General features: G+C 61.2%; 12 protein-coding genes and 1 tRNA gene. 9 read left to right on the plus strand and 4 right to left on the minus strand.

Features of this window, described 5'->3' with window-relative positions; all coding sequences use genetic code 11:
* The first annotated feature begins 4 nt into the window (after positions 1-4).
* The 4 genes from CGS25_RS16690 to CGS25_RS16705 all read left to right on the plus strand — a co-directional run bounded on the left by CGS25_RS16690 (position 5) and on the right by CGS25_RS16705 (position 4172).
* Positions 5-907 carry a glycosyltransferase family 2 protein gene (locus CGS25_RS16690; protein WP_157933859.1) on the plus strand — a complete coding sequence of 301 codons (903 nt, stop codon included), beginning with the start codon at positions 5-7 and terminating at the stop codon, positions 905-907.
* Entirely contained in the window at positions 904-2049 is a 1146-nt protein-coding gene (locus CGS25_RS16695; RefSeq protein ID WP_232802455.1) for a UDP-galactopyranose/dTDP-fucopyranose mutase family protein, read from the plus strand. Before CGS25_RS16690 ends, CGS25_RS16695 begins: the two co-directional genes overlap by 4 nt.
* A gap of 14 nt (positions 2050-2063) precedes the next feature.
* Positions 2064-3023 (plus strand): glycosyltransferase, encoded by a 960-nt coding sequence (locus tag CGS25_RS16700; RefSeq protein WP_101676172.1) that lies wholly within the window; start codon positions 2064-2066, stop codon positions 3021-3023.
* 177 nt (positions 3024-3200) lie between these two features.
* Entirely contained in the window at positions 3201-4172 is a 972-nt protein-coding gene (locus CGS25_RS16705) for a hypothetical protein (protein ID WP_101676157.1), read from the plus strand.
* A gap of 497 nt (positions 4173-4669) precedes the next feature.
* On the opposite strand, the gene CGS25_RS16710 is transcribed toward CGS25_RS16705, so the two are convergent.
* Both CGS25_RS16710 and uvrB read right to left on the minus strand, forming a co-directional pair.
* Positions 4670-5995, minus strand: a complete 1326-nt coding sequence (locus CGS25_RS16710; protein WP_101676158.1) for a sugar transferase — start codon at positions 5993-5995, stop codon at positions 4670-4672.
* A 280-nt stretch (positions 5996-6275) separates the two neighbouring features.
* The gene (gene uvrB / locus CGS25_RS16715; protein ID WP_101676159.1) at positions 6276-8291 is read right to left on the minus strand and encodes an excinuclease ABC subunit UvrB; all 2016 of its coding nucleotides are present in this window, start codon (positions 8289-8291) and stop codon (positions 6276-6278) included.
* Between the two features lie 165 nt (positions 8292-8456).
* Between uvrB and CGS25_RS16720 the strand changes: the two genes are divergently transcribed.
* Together CGS25_RS16720 and CGS25_RS16725 are read left to right on the plus strand one after the other, a co-directional pair.
* On the plus strand, positions 8457-9647 hold the full coding sequence (locus CGS25_RS16720) for a pyridoxal phosphate-dependent aminotransferase (protein WP_101676160.1): 1191 nt from the start codon (positions 8457-8459) through the stop codon (positions 9645-9647).
* Between the two features lie 68 nt (positions 9648-9715).
* A tRNA-Asn gene (locus CGS25_RS16725) sits at positions 9716-9791 on the plus strand.
* Positions 9792-10743: 952 nt separating this feature from the next.
* Here the strand turns inward: CGS25_RS16725 and CGS25_RS16730 are convergent.
* Entirely contained in the window at positions 10744-11070 is a 327-nt protein-coding gene (locus CGS25_RS16730; RefSeq protein WP_089032259.1) for a four-helix bundle copper-binding protein, read from the minus strand.
* 284 nt (positions 11071-11354) lie between these two features.
* Here CGS25_RS16730 and CGS25_RS16735 point away from each other — a divergent pair, with 284 nt between their 5' ends.
* From CGS25_RS16735 to cysZ, 3 genes are all read left to right on the plus strand, one after another.
* Positions 11355-12080, plus strand: coding sequence for a transporter substrate-binding domain-containing protein (locus CGS25_RS16735; protein ID WP_101676161.1), 726 nt, complete (start codon positions 11355-11357; stop codon positions 12078-12080).
* Positions 12070-13035 carry a cation diffusion facilitator family transporter gene (locus CGS25_RS16740; protein ID WP_101676162.1) on the plus strand — a complete coding sequence of 322 codons (966 nt, stop codon included), beginning with the start codon at positions 12070-12072 and terminating at the stop codon, positions 13033-13035. Before CGS25_RS16735 ends, CGS25_RS16740 begins: the two co-directional genes overlap by 11 nt.
* Positions 13036-13120: 85 nt before the next feature.
* On the plus strand, positions 13121-13930 hold the full coding sequence (gene cysZ, locus CGS25_RS16745; RefSeq protein ID WP_101676163.1) for a sulfate transporter CysZ: 810 nt from the start codon (positions 13121-13123) through the stop codon (positions 13928-13930).
* Positions 13931-13969: 39 nt separating this feature from the next.
* Here the strand turns inward: cysZ and CGS25_RS16750 are convergent, their stop codons facing one another.
* The gene (locus CGS25_RS16750; RefSeq protein WP_101676164.1) at positions 13970-16240 is read right to left on the minus strand and encodes a sulfatase-like hydrolase/transferase; all 2271 of its coding nucleotides are present in this window, start codon (positions 16238-16240) and stop codon (positions 13970-13972) included.
* Between the last annotated feature and the right edge of the window lie 35 nt (positions 16241-16275).

Here is a 16275-nt window from a genome sequence, read left to right on the forward strand (position 1 = left end):
GGCTATGTCAGGTAAAGTGCAAGTTGTTACCCGAACCAAAGACCGGCCGATATTCTTGCAACGAGCATTGCAGGGAATCATCGCTCAGAGCTATCAAAACTGGCACTGTACAGTTGTCAACGATGGTGGCGAGCCTTTCGAAGTCGAACGCGTAATCGCATCTTTGGAGGACAAACATCACGGGCGGATTTCTATTATACATAATGCAAAAACACTTGGGATGGAGGCCGCCAGCAATATCGGGCTGAATGATTGCGAAGCGGACTATTACGTGATCCATGACGATGATGACAGCTGGGCGCCAAGCTTTCTGGAAGTATGCGTAGCACATCTGGAGTCTTCAAAGAATAGTAGCATCCAAGGGGTTGCCGCAAAAACAATTAAAGTGATGGAGCGGCTGGAGAAGGATAAGATATGTATCACCGGGCGCTCTCTTTTTTTACCGGAGGTGAGATCCTATACGATCCCCAGGGTGGCACAGAGCAACCCTTTCATGCCTATCGCTTTTCTCTATACACGGAAAGCTTTGAAGACTCTTGAAGGCTACGATGAGTCGCTCCCTGTGGTCGGGGATTGGGAATTCAATCTGCGCTTTATCGAAAAATTCGATATCGCATTCGAACCCAATACTGAAGCCTATTATCATGTGAGAGAGGTTGTGATCGGGCAGAGTTCGGACAATTCGCTTGCGAGAGGACTGGAGCATCAGCACTATCGAGCCATGATTGTCAATCGCCATATCCGGAAGGCGTTAGAGGCAGGTGATATCACCCTGGGGCATCTATTGGCTGCGACAGAACCGGGAATCCAGGCCAACCGCTTAGGGGAAAAGTTTCACTATCTCTATTTCAGATTGAAGAGGCTGAGCCTTCTGTCGATATGGAAAAAAGTAAGGGGTGGAAAATGAAGCTTTGCATGGTTGGGGCGGGTTTTTCCGGCGCGGTGATTGGTAGAGAGTTGGCCGAGGCTGCCCATCAGGTGGTTATCTATGATGCCCGCCACCATGTCGCGGGTAACTGTTATACCGAACGGGACGAGGAAACCCATGTAATGACTCATGTATACGGGCCTCATATTTTTCATACGGATGACGTTGAGGTCTGGGACTATGTGAATCGATTCTCCACGTTCAAGCCATTCACAAACCGGGTGAAAAGCACGGTCGATGGTCGTGTTTATTCTTTGCCGGTTAATCTGCATACGATAAACCAATTTTTTAGTACAGCCCTGCGCCCTGATGAAGCGAGGGCGTTTATCGGTGCGAAAGCGGATGATAGCATCAAGGAGCCAGCCTCTTTTGAAGAGCAGGCCTTGAAATTCGTGGGCAGAGATCTTTATGAGGCTTTCTTCAAAGGCTACACCCAAAAGCAGTGGGGTTGCCATCCTGCGGCACTGCCGGCCAGCATTCTCAAGCGACTGCCGGTGCGCTTTAATTACAACGATAACTATTTCTTCCACCGCTTCCAGGGTATGCCCGAGCACGGCTACACCGCTCTGGTGGAAGGCATCCTTGATCATCCCAACATCGAAGTGCGTTTGAATACGCCCTTCCAGCGCGCTATGACCGGGGATTACGACCATGTGTTCTATTCCGGGCCGCTGGACGGTTACTTCGATTACAGCGAAGGGCGTCTAGGTTACCGCACTTTGGACTTCGAACGTTTCATTCATGATGGCGACTATCAAGGTTGCGCGGTGATGAACTACGGCGATGAGTCGGTACCTTTCACACGAATTACCGAGCACAAACACTTTTCGCCCTGGGAGCAACACCACGGCAGTGTCTGCTATCGGGAATACAGCCGTGCTTGTGGGCCCCACGATATCCCCTATTATCCTATCCGGATGCTGGATGAGAAGATGATGCTGGCACGCTACATGGAGAAAGCAAAAAGTACCGATGGAGTGACCTTCGTCGGGCGGCTTGGCACCTATCGCTACCTGGATATGGACGTGACCATTCGCGAGGCGCTAGACGTGGCTCGGGGCTTCCTGTGTTGCCGAGAGAGCGGCGACACGCCACCGGCCTTTTTCACGGAGCCGATGTGACAGCAGGGCAATCGATGAGTAGTTCCTTGGTCGTCGTGGTGGTGACCTACAACCGCCTTTCCCATCTGAAGGTGGGCATTGAGGCGCTGGGCCGGCAAGACTGTGACGCCATCGTGGTGGTGGACAACTGCTCCACCGACGGCACGCAGGAATGGCTGCTCGAAGAGGCGGTGCGGAACGAACGGCTTGACGTGGTGCTGGCGCCGCGTAACCTGGGCGGCGCTGGTGGTTTCGAATTGGGTTTTCGCCACGCTATGGAGCGTTACCACGCAGAGTGGTTGGTGTGCTTCGATGACGACGCCTATCCACAGCCCGGAGCTTTTCGGACTTTTCTGGATTCCGATCTAGAAGGCGTTGATGCGGCGGCGGCGGCGGTGTATCTCCCCGATGGCGAGATCTGTGAGATGAATCGGCCCAGCCTCAATCCTTTTTGGCATCGGCGCTTGTTTCTGAAAACCGTGCTCGGTAAAGGTCGCCAGGGTTTTCATCTGGAGGATAGGGATTACTGCTCGAAGATGCCGGTAGACATCGACTCCACATCCTTTGTGGGATTTTTTGTGCGTAGGGACATGATCCAGCGTGTCGGATTGCCGGAGGGGCGGCTGTTTATTTATGGGGACGATGTGCTCTACACTTTGAAAGTGTCCGATTCGGGGGGGCGCATTTGCTTCCTGCCTTGGGTCACATTCACCCACGATTGCTCTACCTTTGCAAATCATCGAAGCACTTATGCGCCATTATGGAAGGCCTATTACACTTACCGAAACGGCTTGCGTGTCTACCATACCGCAGCCGGCTGGTTATTCTGGCTGTTCGCACCGCTGAAGATTGCACAGTGGCTGCTGAATGCACGCCTTTACGACCATCCCACGACTTATCTAAAGGTAGTATATCTGGCAGTGCGGGATGCGATGACCGGCCATTATGGTCGCCGCCACGAAGACGTGGTCAAAATGTGCGAATCGAGGCGTTAGTCACATAAGGTTTTCGGAGGATGGTTGCCCCATTCGGCACCAGTACTGCCAACGCCCCAAATCCCATCACGACACAATCCACACACCTTCAGAATATCAAGCACCAAGCCCGATGCCGAAATGGGCGCTGTGCTATGCTCCGGCACGAGTTTTCGAGGCCACATTAAGGAAGTCGCCATGTCTCACGACGTCACCGCTGCATTCCCCGCGTTCCCCACCCCAACGCCGCTGTGCGGCCCTCTACGCCAGCCTCGGCAAATGCTTGCCGAGCAGACCTACGACGGCCATAAGTCGATCCACGACGATGCGACGGCGGGCGATCTGGGCTTGCGCGCCGGTCCTATTGAAGGGCCGACTCATTTCAGCCAGTTCGATCCGTTGTTGTTTCAGTTGTTCGGCCAGCGCTGGTTTGAGTCCGGTTGCATCAGTTCGCATTACCAGAACATGGTGGTCGAGGGCGAGGAGGTGCGTGCCTTTGTGCAGCCGCCGGCGGCGGGTGAGAGCGTGGCGCGCATTTGGGCGGAGAAGAGCGATGGCACGCCGGTGTTGTCGGGGACTGCGTCGGTGGGCGATGTGCCGGACGAGGCGCATGAAATTCCACAGCGTATTGCTCGATTGCGTCCGGCCACCGGGTTGGTGATCAATCGGGATTTGAAGGTGGGGCAGCGCGGTGCGCAGCCTGAGCAGGTGTCCATGGATTTTGAGCAGCACATGGGCGATTACTATCCGTTTACCCTGGCGGACAAGCTCAGGGTGATCACCGAGCTGTCGCCCTGGTACACCCCGGAGGGCGGGCCGGCTTCGCCTTGGGGGCGGGCGATTGTTCCCATCGAGATGATCAGCGTGCTGCTGGGCAGCAGCGGCGACCGCGCCGGGTTGAAGGGGCGCGGGCCGGCGGTGGGGCTGTTCGCCGGTCAGCAGATCCGGTTGATCAATGGCCCGGTGTTGGTGGGTCAGGCTTATGATCTGGAGCGTGAAATTATCGCCTTGAGCGAGAGCAAGCGCACCGAGTCGGTGTGGGTGCGCACGCAGGTGTTCGAGGCGGGCACGCGCACGCTGGTGGCGGAGATGATTCTCAATGGGGCGACGTTGAAGGCGTCCTATGCGAAGTACGAAGAAGAAGCGCGGGCGCTGGGGTTGGCGACCTGAGGCAGGGGCAGGGCGTGCCCGTCGCGGAGTGACGGGCAGATTCGTTGGTTGCGATCGCGGCCCGCCTCGCCCTTCGGGCTCGGTTCGCGGTCAAGGACCGCTCCCACAGCGGCTGCGTTGCAGAGGCGGCGCCAGACTGCACACAGCAACCGGACTCGCAACGATGCGATCTGGAGGGTCTCCCCCTTGTTGTGTCGCCGAGTCGCCCGCCTCGCCCTTCGGGCTCGGTTCGCGGTCAAGGACCGCTCCCACATCAAGATTGCCCTGATGCCTTTAACCTGTCTTCTGCTCCGGCCCGGCTACAACGCCGCTGTGGGAGCGATCCTTGATCGCGAAATCTTTTGGCCGAGTGGCACAGCGGTTTTGCCCTGAGCCTTAGGAGGCCGGAGTAGGAAACGGAGCGGATGAGGCGAGTCTGGGCAAGCCATTCGCGGTCAAGGACCGCTCCCACATCAAGATCAAACCCGGCAGCCGTTCCTGCCAACAATGGCCGATCCTTACCGCGCCCCGAATCCTGTCAGAACGGTGCGCACCGTCTTCAGCAGAATCAGCGTATCCAGCCCGAAGCACAGGTGTTTGATGTAGTAGAAGTCGTGTTCCACTTTCTTGCGGGTTTCCGCTAGGCCGGACACATAGCCCTGCTGAACCTGCGCCCAGCCGGTGATGCCGGGTTTGATGATGTGCCGGTAGCTGTAGAACGGCACTTTGCGGTCGAATTGCTTGGCGAACAGCGGTTGTTCCGGACGTGGGCCGATCAGGCTCATGTTGCCGATCAGCACGTTGAACAGTTGCGGCAGTTCGTCCAGGCGGGTGCGGCGCAGCCAGCGGCCGAACGATGTAATACGGTGGTCATCTTCGTCTGCGAACCTGGGGTTGTCGTTTTCGCCGTCGTCCAGATGCATGGAGCGGAACTTGAGCATGCGGAAGGGGACGTTGCCGGTGCCCATGCGCCGCTGGATGAACAGGGCCGGGCCGGGGGATTCCAGGCGGATGGCGGCGGCGATCAGGACCATCAGCGGCAGGGCGATGGGCATCAGCAGCAGCGCGCCGACCAGGTCCAGGGCGCGTTTGCCGAGCATGTACAGGGGGTTGGGCTGCAGGGTGCGCAGGTCGGAGCTGTTGAGGGCGTCCAGGTCGACGCTGCCGTCCAGGGATTCGTGCAGGTATTTGCCGCTGAGCACGGGGATCTGGCGGGAGTTGTTGAGGGCGATGAAGCGCACCCATTCGTCGCTGAGCGGGGCGTCCATGTCCACCACCAGGGCGTCGAAGCGGCGGCGGTCCTTGGGGGAGCGCAGCTCGAAGAAGCGGGCGTTTTCCTGGCAGGGACTGGGCTCGGCCAGGTTGCCGCCGGGCACCAGGGCGAATTTGGTGTAACGAAAGCGCCCCTTGACGGCGAAGGCCAGCATTTGCGTGAGCGCCAGCAGGGAAAAGCCGATGAACAGGGGCTTGCGGGCGTAGCCCAGGCGCAGGGCGGTGATGGTGGCCAGGGCGATGCCAATGGTCAGGGCGCTGATGGCGAGCTGGTAGGTTACCAGATTGCCGCCGGGGTATTGCATCAAGGCCCTGGAGAGCAACACATTGATCACGAAGGTGCCGGCCAGCACCGACAGGGTGAGAAACTGGTTGGGGTCCGCGGGCAGGCCCCAGCGGCCATAGGCCAGGCAGAAGGGCATCAGCAGCACCAGCGCCAGGGAAATCGCGTAGCCGAGCGGGGTGTTAAGCAGAATACGCTCGTACCAGCGCTGGTGGCGGCGCGGCTCCAGCTCCAGAAAGTTCTGTGATTCTTGTGACTCGACGGACAACACCGCACCATCCTGGCGCATACAACAACCTCACTGGGAGCGACCTGGTAGCGATACCGGGGTTCGTTCAGGCCAAGCCGGCTTCACAAGGCCGTCACACTATAGACTTTCGCCCACAGTCTCCACGGAATCCCCCCGCCGCGCGGCGAACCGATGTCGCAAAACGGTCATTTTAACAATCTTTTCAGGACGTTTTCGAGCATTACCATCGAGCGCCGACAGAGCGGCGGCGGCTGATGTCCTTTGATGGCAGCCGCGGGGGGGGATGATGCCCCGCCAGCGGCCGTTGAGGAGGGCGAAATCAGCGCATAAAGGCCTGCTCGCGCAGAGTGTGAATACGGTCACGAATGGCCGCCGCCTGCTCGAACTCCAGGTTCTTGGCGTGTTCCAGCATTTCCGCTTCCAGTTTGCCGATCTCCTTGGTCACCTGGGCCGGTGAGCGGACCACGTATTTCTCTTTCTCTTCCGCCACTTTGCGGGTGCGCTTGCGCTCCGGCTGGCCGGCGCCGGTGGTGTAGGCGTCGTCCATGATGTCGCGAACGCGCTTTTTCAGCGCCTGCGGGGTGATGCCCTGCTCTTTGTTGTGCTGGGTCTGCTTGTCGCGGCGCCGTTCGGTTTCGTCCATGGCCCGTTGCATCGAGCCGGTCATCTTGTCGGCGTAGAGAATGGCGCGGCCTTCCAGGTTCCGCGCGGCGCGGCCGATGGTCTGGATCAGCGAGCGATCGGAGCGCAGGAAGCCTTCTTTGTCGGCGTCCAGGATCGCCACCAGGGCCACCTCCGGCATGTCCAGGCCCTCGCGCAGCAGGTTGATGCCCACCAGCACGTCGAACTTGCCCAGCCGCAGGTCGCGAATGATTTCCACCCGCTCCACGGTGTCGATGTCCGAATGCAGGTAACGCACTTTGACGCCGTGTTCGTTGAGGTATTCGGTGAGGTCCTCGGCCATCCGCTTGGTGAGCGTGGTGACCAGCACCCGCTCGCCTTTCTGCACGCTTTCGCGCACCTCGCCAAGCAGGTCGTCCACCTGGCTGCTGGCCGGGCGCACCTCGATGGCCGGGTCCACCAGGCCGGTGGGGCGCACCACCTGTTCCACCACCTGGCCGGCGTATTTCTGCTCGTAGGGCCCCGGGGTGGCGGAGACGAACACCATCTGCGGCGCCAGCGCTTCCCATTCCTCGAAGCGCAACGGCCGGTTGTCCAGCGCCGAGGGCAGCCGGAAGCCGAATTCCACCAGGGTTTCCTTGCGCGAGCGGTCGCCTTTGTACATGCCGCCGAGCTGCGGAATGGTGACGTGGGATTCGTCGACGATCAGCAGGGCGTCCTTGGGCAGGTAATCGAACAGGGTAGGGGGGGCTTCCCCGGGCTGGCGCCCGGAGAACAGCCGCGAGTAGTTCTCCACGCCGTTGCAGTAGCCCAGTTCCTGGAGCATTTCCAGATCGAAGCGGGTGCGCTGCTCCAGGCGCTGGGCCTCCACCAGTTTGTTGTTGTCCTTGAGCACTTTGAGCCGATCAACCAGCTCTTCCTTGATCATTTCGATGGCGCGCAGCACCGTGTCCCGTGGCGTCACGTAGTGGCTTTTCGGGTAAATGGTGATGCGGCCGACGCGCTTGAGCACCTCGCCGGTGAGCGGGTCGAACACGCTGATCGCCTCGACCTCGTCGTCGAACAGCTCAATGCGCACCGCCTCTTTTTCTTCCTCGGCGGGGAAGATGTCGATCACATCGCCGCGCACCCGGTAGGTGGCGCGGCGGAAATCCATTTCGTTGCGGGTGTACTGCAATTCCGCCAGGCGGCGCAGCAGGTCGCGCTGATCAATGCGATCACCGCGCACCAGATGCAGCACCATGGCGTGGTAGCTGGCCGGGTCGCCGAGGCCGTAAATCGCCGACACCGTGGCCACGATGATGGTGTCGCGCCGCTCCAGAATCGCTTTGGTGGCGGACAGCCGCATCTGCTCGATGTGCTCGTTCACCGACGAATCCTTCTCGATGAAGGTGTCGGAGCTGGGCACGTAGGCTTCCGGCTGATAGTAGTCATAATAAGAGACGAAGTACTCCACCGCGTTGTCCGGGAAGAACTCCTTGAACTCGCCGTAGAGCTGCGCCGCCAGCGTCTTGTTGGGCGCCAGGATCAGAGTCGGCCGCTGAGTCTGCTGGATCACATTGGCCATGGTGAAGGTCTTGCCCGAGCCGGTCACGCCGAGCAACGTCTGGTGGCTCAGGCCATCGGCGATGCCGTCCATCAACCCGGTGATGGCGGTGGGCTGGTCGCCGGCGGGCTGGTAATCCGATTGCAGTTTAAACGCGGTGTCTGCCATTTGTGTCCCGGTGATGTGTGAAGCGGTGGCGGGCCGGTGCCTTTGGTGGTGCTACCTCACCCGAATGCGGTAGTATTACCGGCCCCTTCCGTGCCACGGGCACGGCCAGGTCAGGCGTCTTTCCAAGGCCCCTGGGCCCCAACTCATTAGCTAAATGAGGAGTGCATGTCCGATATCAACCTTTCCGACCGCGTGCAACGCATCAAACCCTCCCCGACTCTCGCAATCACCTCCAAGGCGGCTGAATTGCGGGCACAGGGTAAGGACATTATTGGTTTGGGCGCGGGCGAGCCGGATTTCGACACCCCCGATCATATCAAACAGGCCGCCATCGAGGCGATCAACGCCGGCAAAACCAAGTACACGCCGGTGGACGGCACTCCCTGCCTGAAAAAGGCCATCATCGACAAGTTCAAACGCGACAACGACCTGAGCTACGAAGCCAACCAGATTCTGGTTTCCTGCGGTGGTAAGCAGAGCTTCTTCAACATGGCGCTGGCGCTGCTCAATGACGGCGACGAGGCGATTATCCCCGCCCCGTACTGGGTCAGCTACCCGGACATGGTGAAAGTGGCCGGCGGCGTTCCCGTGGTGCTGGAAACCGACGTCGACAGCCGCTTCAAGATCACCGCCGAACAGCTGGAACAGGCGATCACGCCGAAAACCCGCCTGTTCGTGATCAACAGCCCCTCCAACCCGTCCGGCATGGCGTATACCCAGGACGAACTGGCGGCGCTGGGCGAGGTGCTCAAGAAGCACCCCGAGATCGTCATCGCCACCGACGACATGTACGAGCACATTTTGTGGACCGGCCAGCCGTTCGTGAACATCGTCAACGCCTGTCCGGAGCTGTACGACCGCACCGTGGTGATGAATGGCGTTTCCAAGGCCTATTCCATGACCGGCTGGCGGATCGGCTACGTGGGCGGCCCGCAGAAGCTGGTGGCGGCGATGAAGAAGGTGCAAAGCCAGAGCACCTCCAACCCGGCCTCGATCAGCCAGGCGGCCGCGGAAGCGGCCCTGGCCGGTGATCAGAAGTGCGTGGCCGACATGGTTAAGGCGTTCAAGGAGCGTCACGACTACGTGGTGGACGCCCTCAACAAACTGCCCGGCGTCACCTGCGCGGCCGGTGATGGCACCTTCTACGCCTTCCCGGACTTCTCCCAGGCGATTGCTGACATGGAGGGTGTGGAAAGCTGCACCGACCTGGCCGCCCAGCTTCTGGAAACCGCCGAAGTGGCCCTGGTGCCCGGTTCCGCCTTCGGCGCGCCCGGTTGCCTGCGGCTTTCGTTCGCGGTGGGCATGGATACGCTGAAAGAAGCCATCCGCCGTATCGAGCAAGCACTGGCCAAATAAACGGCAAACGGCCTCCGGGGTGTTGACGACCCCGAAGGCCGACACTAATATACGCGGCCTCAAGACATTCCGCCTTAGCTCAGTTGGTAGAGCAAATGACTGTTAATCATTGGGTCGCTGGTTCGAGCCCAGCAGGCGGAGCCAAATTCAAAGGGCTTACCGAAAGGTAGGCCCTTTGTCGTTGTGGGTCCCAATGATTGGGCCCCGCTGGGGCCGGTTAATCATTGGCGAATGCATGCATTCGCCTAGTTCGAGCCCAGCAGGCGGAGCCAAACAGAACAAGGGGTTAGCGAAAGCTAGCCCCTTTTTCTTTGCCCAATGATTGGAGCGGCCTGGCGGCCGCTGGTTAATCCTTGCGCGAACGCAGTGCGTTCGCCTGGTTAGATTCCAGCAGGCGGAGCCAAATTCAAAGGGCTTACCGAAAGGTAGGCCCTTTGTCGTTGTGGGTCCGAAAAATACTCAACGTCGCTACTACGTCGCGTGGTTCAGGCTGCAAGCTTCAAGCGACAACACGACTGACGCCAGGGTGGCGGCAGAGGCCGTGCCCGCGCGCCAGCCCCGCGCTCCTTCTGAACACTGAAAACCGAACACTCTGCAGCGCCGATTCGCGGTCGATGACCGCTCCCACATAAGATCAAAATATGTCGCTGGCAAGGCCTGCTCCTACGCGGCGCTGTAGAGGGCTGTCAGCGGTATGGTGCGCTTGGTGCCGCTCTGGAGGGCCTCCCCTTGTTGTGTCGCCGAGGCGCGGGAAATTGATAGGGTCAGTTGGCCAGGGACGGCCAACTGAGGCGGCGGACGACAGGATGTCGTCTCGTCGCCGACCCGGCCATCAATTTCCCGCGACTCGGGCACCCGAAGGGCGACACAGCGGGGTGTCCTTCTTTGCCTACTTTCTTGGACAAGCAAGAAAGTAGGACGCCCAATAGGGCGTCAACAGCGGTAAGAGGTATCTTCTCACGATCATTGCTCTTACAGGACACCATAGAATCTCCCACACCAGAATCCAATCCCGGCGCAGGTCTGGCTGTTCCCTTCAACCTGTTCCCTGTTCCCGCCTTGCCACAACGCCGCCGTAAGACCGGCCGGGCGCCGTTCAAGCCGCCAGTTTGTGGCAGGCCTGAGCGCAGGCGCGGCAGGCGTCGGCGCACGCCTGGCAATGCTCCATATCGTGTTGACCACATTCTTCCGCGCAGCTTTCACAGACCCGCGCGCACACCGACGCAAGGTCTTCAGTGAAGCGGCTGTCCTGGGCGAGGTACTGGGCCATTAACTGGCAGATGCCGGCGCATTCCGCGTCCAACTGAATGCAGGCCGCCATCGCGTCGGTGTTGCGCTCTTCCAGGCAGGCGGCGAGACAGTGATGGCACTGCACGGCGCACTGAGTGCAGGCTTCGATAACGGATTGATGGGCGAGTGGCATGGGGTTCTCCTGGCTCGGCCGGCGAAACAGGCCGGGCTGACTGCGGTGAGAAATCCGATCTGACGCACTTCAACGTCATCCATTGACGCTAGCAGCGCCGCCGGCCAATGCCAATCGGCGGAGTGGCGGAGTGTGAGGGGCAGTCGGTTAAATCGGTAAAAGTTCGTTAGATGGCGGCCGCAACAGCACAAGCGCTTTGACGCTTTCTTCGTGGGGGAAGATTCTCGGTCTTGGATAAGACAACCGGGGTCTCTGCGGCGGAGACACCTCGACAGGAGAGTGCGATGGCGGGTGGGCGTGTTGTTACCGGATGGTGTGTGGGCGCGCTGGCGGTGCTTCTGCTGGCGGCGGGCTGCCGCTATCCCAGGGACGTGGAACAAACGCTGCAGCGGGTACAAGGCGGTGTGCTTGATGTGGGACTGACCGAGAACGAGCCCTGGGTGGTGCGTGGCGCCGAGCCGGGCGGGGTGGAGGTGGTGCTGGTGCGCCGCTTGGCCCGGCAGCTTAACGCGCGGGTGCGCTGGCATTGGGGCGCGGAAAGCGAGTTGATCCCGGCGTTGCGGGATCGGCAGATCGATCTGCTGGTCGGCGGGTTGGTGGAAAGCCCTTGGCTGATGGATCAGGTGGCGTTGATCAAACCCTATCAGGAGAGCCGCGTGACGGTGGGGTTCGCCGCCGGCGCGGCGGTGCCGCCGTCGCTGGAAGGGGTGCGCGTCGCGGTGCCGGTGATCAATAAAGTGTTCCTGGCGCTGCGCGACGAAGGCGCCATCGCGCGGCGCTACGCGGACCGCCCGCCCACCGGCGAGCCACTGGCCGCCGCCGACTGGTGGTTGCGTGCCCACGGCTATCGGCCGGGCCCCTGGACGTTGATCACCGACAAGCATGTGGTCGCGCTGCCGCCCGGGGAGAACGCCTGGTTGCTGCGTGTTCAGAAACACTTCAGCGACGCGGCGGATGTGGATGCCCTGTTGCGTGCCGAGACCGGCGGGGAGCGTCGTCATGAGGGTTAGACAAGGTTATCGGCTGCCGGCGGACAAAGAGCGCGCCTTGGGCCGGTTGATCCGGCTGGAGTGGATCAATTTGTGGGTGCGCGGCTCCATCGTGTTGGTGCTGTTCTTGACCATGGGCAGCAGCCAGGCGATGAAGGCGAGCTGGTACGAGGATGTGCTGTCGTTGCTGCCACCCATCGCGTTTCTGGTGGCGATGCGGTTTCGTCACCGCGAGCCGGATGTGGAGTACCCCTATGGCTATCAGCGTGCCTCGGTGATCGCCTTCCTGGTGTCGGCGGTGTCGTTGTTTCTGCTCGGCGGATATCTGCTGGTCGACTCGGTGAGCAAGCTGGTGATGGCGGAGCATCCGATCATCGGTGGCATTACGCTGTTCGGGCACACCGTCTGGATGGGCTGGTTGATGCTGGCGGCGCTGATTTACGGGACCATCCCGCCGTTGATCCTGGGTTACTACCAGGAGAAAGCGGCCATTGCGGTGCACGACAAAACGGTGTTCTCGGACGCCAAGATGAGCAAGGCGAACTGGCTCACCGGCCTGGCCGCCATCGCCGGCATTCTGGGTGTGGGCATGGGCTGGTGGTGGGCGGATGCCCTGGCCGGCGCGCTGATCGCCGTGGACGTGACGTTCGATGGTCTGAAAATGCTGCGCGAAGCGGTTGGCGACCTGATGGACCGGCGGCCCCGCTTCACCGCCAAGGCCCGGCCCTCGCCGTTGGGGGGCGAATTGGAGAGCCTGTTGCGACGGATGCCATGGGTGGCGGCGGCGCAGGTGCGCCTGCGCGAAGAAGGCCACGTGTTCGGTGGCGAGGCCTTCGTGGTGCCCAGCAGTGACGACAACCTGACCGGCAACATCGCCGCCGCCGCCCGTCAGCTGAACGCCTACGATTGGCGCATTCACGAGATCGTGATCATGCCGGTCCCGGATCTTGAGCAGAGTTTCGCGCCGCGCCCCTGAGCGCCCCCGGCAACGCCGGCGGCACACTCCTGAGCGCCCGGGGAACATGCTAGCATGGCCGTTTTGAGCCAGCCGCGAGGACGCCGTGTCGCAGATCAGCCGTGCTTTAAACTACCTGGCCCAGGGCCTGACTCTGGCGAAAAGCCGGGGAATGCGGGCCTATGTCGTGATTCCGATGATCTTCAACGTGCTGGTGTTCGGGGCGCTGTATTGGCTCTCGGGGCACTGGATCGGAGAGTGGATCGCCGGGTTGACCGCCGGCTGGCAGTTCGAGGGCAGTTGGAGTTTCCTCAACGGCGGCATTCATTTCCTGGTCAACGCCGCGGTGATTCTGATCTGGATTCTGCTGCTGGGCCTGTTCGCCAGTGTGTTCACCTTGGGGGTGCAGTTGCTGGCGGCCCCGTTCATGGGGTTTCTCGCGGAAAAAGTGGACGTTCAGGCGACCGGCCGGCCGATGCCGGAGGAGTCGATCCTGGCGATGACCGCGCGCACCTTCAAACGGGAGTTGCGCAAGACCTGGTACTGGCTGTGGCGGGCGGTGCTGATTCTGCTGGTGGTACTGGTGATCTACTTTATTCCGGTGGTCAACGTGCTGGCGTCGGCGCTCTGGTTCTTCTGGTCTGGCTGGCTGATGGGCATGCAGTACATCGATTACGCCGCCGACAACCGGCAGACGCCGTTTCCGGTGATGCTGGAGCGGCTCAAGACCCGCCGTTGGCTGGTGCTGACGTTCGGCTCGGTGGTGCTGGGGCTGACCATGCTGCCGCTGGTCAATCTGTTCATCATGCCGGTGGCGGTGATTGCCGGCACCCTGATCTGGGTGCACGAGTTGGCGCCGGGGGCGGTGCCCCCGGCTGGGCGGATTGATCACCGGTCATCAGCCCGGCCAGAGTAGAGCGGGGGCCGCCGGCGGGCGGCCCTGCGTCGTGCGTTGTCAGAGCCGGCAGTCGTTGCCGAAATTGGCGTCGATAATGGCTTTATCCGCTTCGTCGGTGTGGCCGTCGCGGTTAAAGTCATACCAGCTGGACATACCGTTGTTACTGGTGCTGAAGCGCTGCCAATTGGCAAGATCCTGCTGGTCGACCCGCTGATCCAGGTTGCCGTCACCGGGGCACTCGGCGGCGCTGGCCAACAGGGTGGTGATGTCCGCTTTCAGGGCCGCGTAGTTGGCGCGCGGATCGAGTCCATCCTCTGGCAGACCATCGGGTGCGGTGTCGGCAAGCAGATCCTCGGCGGCTCTGTCGATTTCCGGCACCGGCGTCTCTTCGTTCACTGAGTAAAATTCCTCACTGAGCACCGATTCACCGGTCGGTTCACCGGCTTCGCACTGCGGCCGTTCCAGTTGCACCAGCTTAAAGTGCGCATTGCGGATTGCGCGCTGAGAAGTAGGCATGATGTCCACCGCTTCCTCGCCGAGGAAAGCGTTGACCGCGCAGCAGGAATCAAAGCCCGAGTCCGGCACGCCGCCCATCTCGCTACCGGGGCCGTACCAGCTGCCGCCCTGGTCCTCGCACACTTCCTGCTGTGGGAAAATCTGTACGCAAACGTTGTAAGAAGGGATCACGCAGGGCGGCGCTGGCGCGGCGGCCAGGTTGGCGCCCATTTCCGTATAGTTGACGTCGCGGATGCCGGTGCTGCCGCTGCTCGAATAAACCGGCTCGGTCAGGTAGGGCAGCAGCGATTGCGCATCCAGGTCTCTCTCCGCGGGTACCGCCTGCTCCAGGTCGATGCCGGCGATCTCGGCGAACAAGCTGTACAGATCGGTGCTGTTGACCAAATGCCCAATGTCGCGGTCCGGTTGGTTGACCATCGGGCCGGCCACGATCAGTGGTACCCAGACACCGGTTTGATAGGGAAAGCCCTTGGAGCGGGTCGGATCGAAGGGCCAGCGCACGCTGGGGGCGTAGGTGCCGTTGTCGCCGACAATAATGACCACGGTATTGCTGTGCGGATCGTATTGCAGGCTGTCTCCGTCTGTCCGGGCGACACCGGATTGAATCAGAAGACGACGGATTTCATGATCCATCGCTTCGAGCATTTGTTTGGTCATCACCCGTTGCTGGCGGATATTGGACAGATCCGTGCAGTCGTAGCCGCCGGTTTGCTCGGCGTCGCTGGGTAACAGAGCGCGCGGCGGCGGTTGCAAGGGGGTGTGGATGGCGGAATAACCGACACTGAGCATCCACGGGTGATCCGGTTGCTGCTCGCGAACCTGAGCCAGCCAATCCAGGGCGCGGTCGGTTTCCAGGACGGTGCGGTAACCCCGGGAGCGGCTGTCGGCGACAGGGGCCCGGTCGTCGCTGCCGTCCATGTTATTGATGATCCAGTCGCCGGTGTAATAGCCGTTCTGGAGGTCGAAGTCGGGCGCCGCCGCCACGCCGGTGGGGACGAAGACGCCCCCCTGTTCCAGGCAGGCCTGCCCCGGGGTGTCGTAATCATCGATGCTCATCGACGACTCGCCGCCACCGGGCAGGTGGCAGATGCCCTGGTCGGCGCCGTTGGCGGCGTCCCGGGTGTTGGGCACGAAACCGCACGGGTAGTCGCCGCTGTCACCAACGCCGCCGGCGCTGGTGTCGATGGGGTAGGGGCCGCCATCCAGGTAGCCGTCGAAGTAATCCCAGCCCAGCTCGCGCATCACGTCATCGCCCAGCGGGTTATTGTCCGGGTTGAGGTCGGAGCCAGACAAATGCATCTTACCCACGACCGCGCTGACGTAACCCTTTTGGCGCAGCAGCCGGGGCGTGGTGATCTCGTACGGCGACACCTGCGAATTGGCCAGGTCCAGCGTGACAATGGCGTTCCTCACGTTGGTGCGAAACGGATAGCGGCCTTCGAAAAAGGTGGCCCGGCTGGGTGAGCAGGTGGGCATCGCCCAGGTGTTGCGAAAGCGCACACCCTGGTCGGCGATGGCGTCGATACTCGGTGTCAGTGCCGGCGAGATCGCGGCGGCGCCGCTGAAGTCGGCGTCCCAGAGCGGCGCGCGTTGGCGGATCATTTCCTCGAACGCCGCCCGCTGTTCCTCGTTCTGTGCGACCAGGCCGCCGTAACCGAACGATTGCAGTTGGTCGACGCCCACGTCGTCGAGCACGATAAACAGAATGTTGGGTGGCTGGGCGTCTTGCTGCGCCGTTGAATCAGAGTCGGAGTGGCAGCCACTCAGAACCGCTGCCGTCACCAACAGCCCAAGGCTGTATAACGCTTTCATGATGTTCCCCCTTATGTAACATCCACCACGGATGT

Origin of the sequence: Alloalcanivorax mobilis (assembly GCF_002864685.1) — a bacterium.
In the GTDB taxonomy this organism is placed as follows: Bacteria; Pseudomonadota; Gammaproteobacteria; order Pseudomonadales; family Alcanivoracaceae; genus Alloalcanivorax; species Alloalcanivorax mobilis.

What these genes read in the sequence shown, in the direction of transcription:
- CGS25_RS16690 (WP_157933859.1), top strand. Translation starts at nt 5, where the DNA reads ATGTCAGGTAAAGTGCAAGTTGTTACCCGAACCAAAGACCGGCCGATA.
- CGS25_RS16695 (WP_232802455.1), top strand. Translation starts at nt 904, where the DNA reads ATGAAGCTTTGCATGGTTGGGGCGGGTTTTTCCGGCGCGGTGATTGGT.
- CGS25_RS16700 (WP_101676172.1), top strand. Translation starts at nt 2,064, where the DNA reads ATGAGTAGTTCCTTGGTCGTCGTGGTGGTGACCTACAACCGCCTTTCC.
- CGS25_RS16705 (WP_101676157.1), top strand. Translation starts at nt 3,201, where the DNA reads ATGTCTCACGACGTCACCGCTGCATTCCCCGCGTTCCCCACCCCAACG.
- CGS25_RS16710 (WP_101676158.1), bottom strand. Translation starts at nt 5,995, where the DNA reads ATGCGCCAGGATGGTGCGGTGTTGTCCGTCGAGTCACAAGAATCACAG.
- uvrB (WP_101676159.1), bottom strand. Translation starts at nt 8,291, where the DNA reads ATGGCAGACACCGCGTTTAAACTGCAATCGGATTACCAGCCCGCCGGC.
- CGS25_RS16720 (WP_101676160.1), top strand. Translation starts at nt 8,457, where the DNA reads ATGTCCGATATCAACCTTTCCGACCGCGTGCAACGCATCAAACCCTCC.
- CGS25_RS16730 (WP_089032259.1), bottom strand. Translation starts at nt 11,070, where the DNA reads ATGCCACTCGCCCATCAATCCGTTATCGAAGCCTGCACTCAGTGCGCC.
- CGS25_RS16735 (WP_101676161.1), top strand. Translation starts at nt 11,355, where the DNA reads ATGGCGGGTGGGCGTGTTGTTACCGGATGGTGTGTGGGCGCGCTGGCG.
- CGS25_RS16740 (WP_101676162.1), top strand. Translation starts at nt 12,070, where the DNA reads ATGAGGGTTAGACAAGGTTATCGGCTGCCGGCGGACAAAGAGCGCGCC.
- CGS25_RS16750 (WP_101676164.1), bottom strand. Translation starts at nt 16,240, where the DNA reads ATGAAAGCGTTATACAGCCTTGGGCTGTTGGTGACGGCAGCGGTTCTG.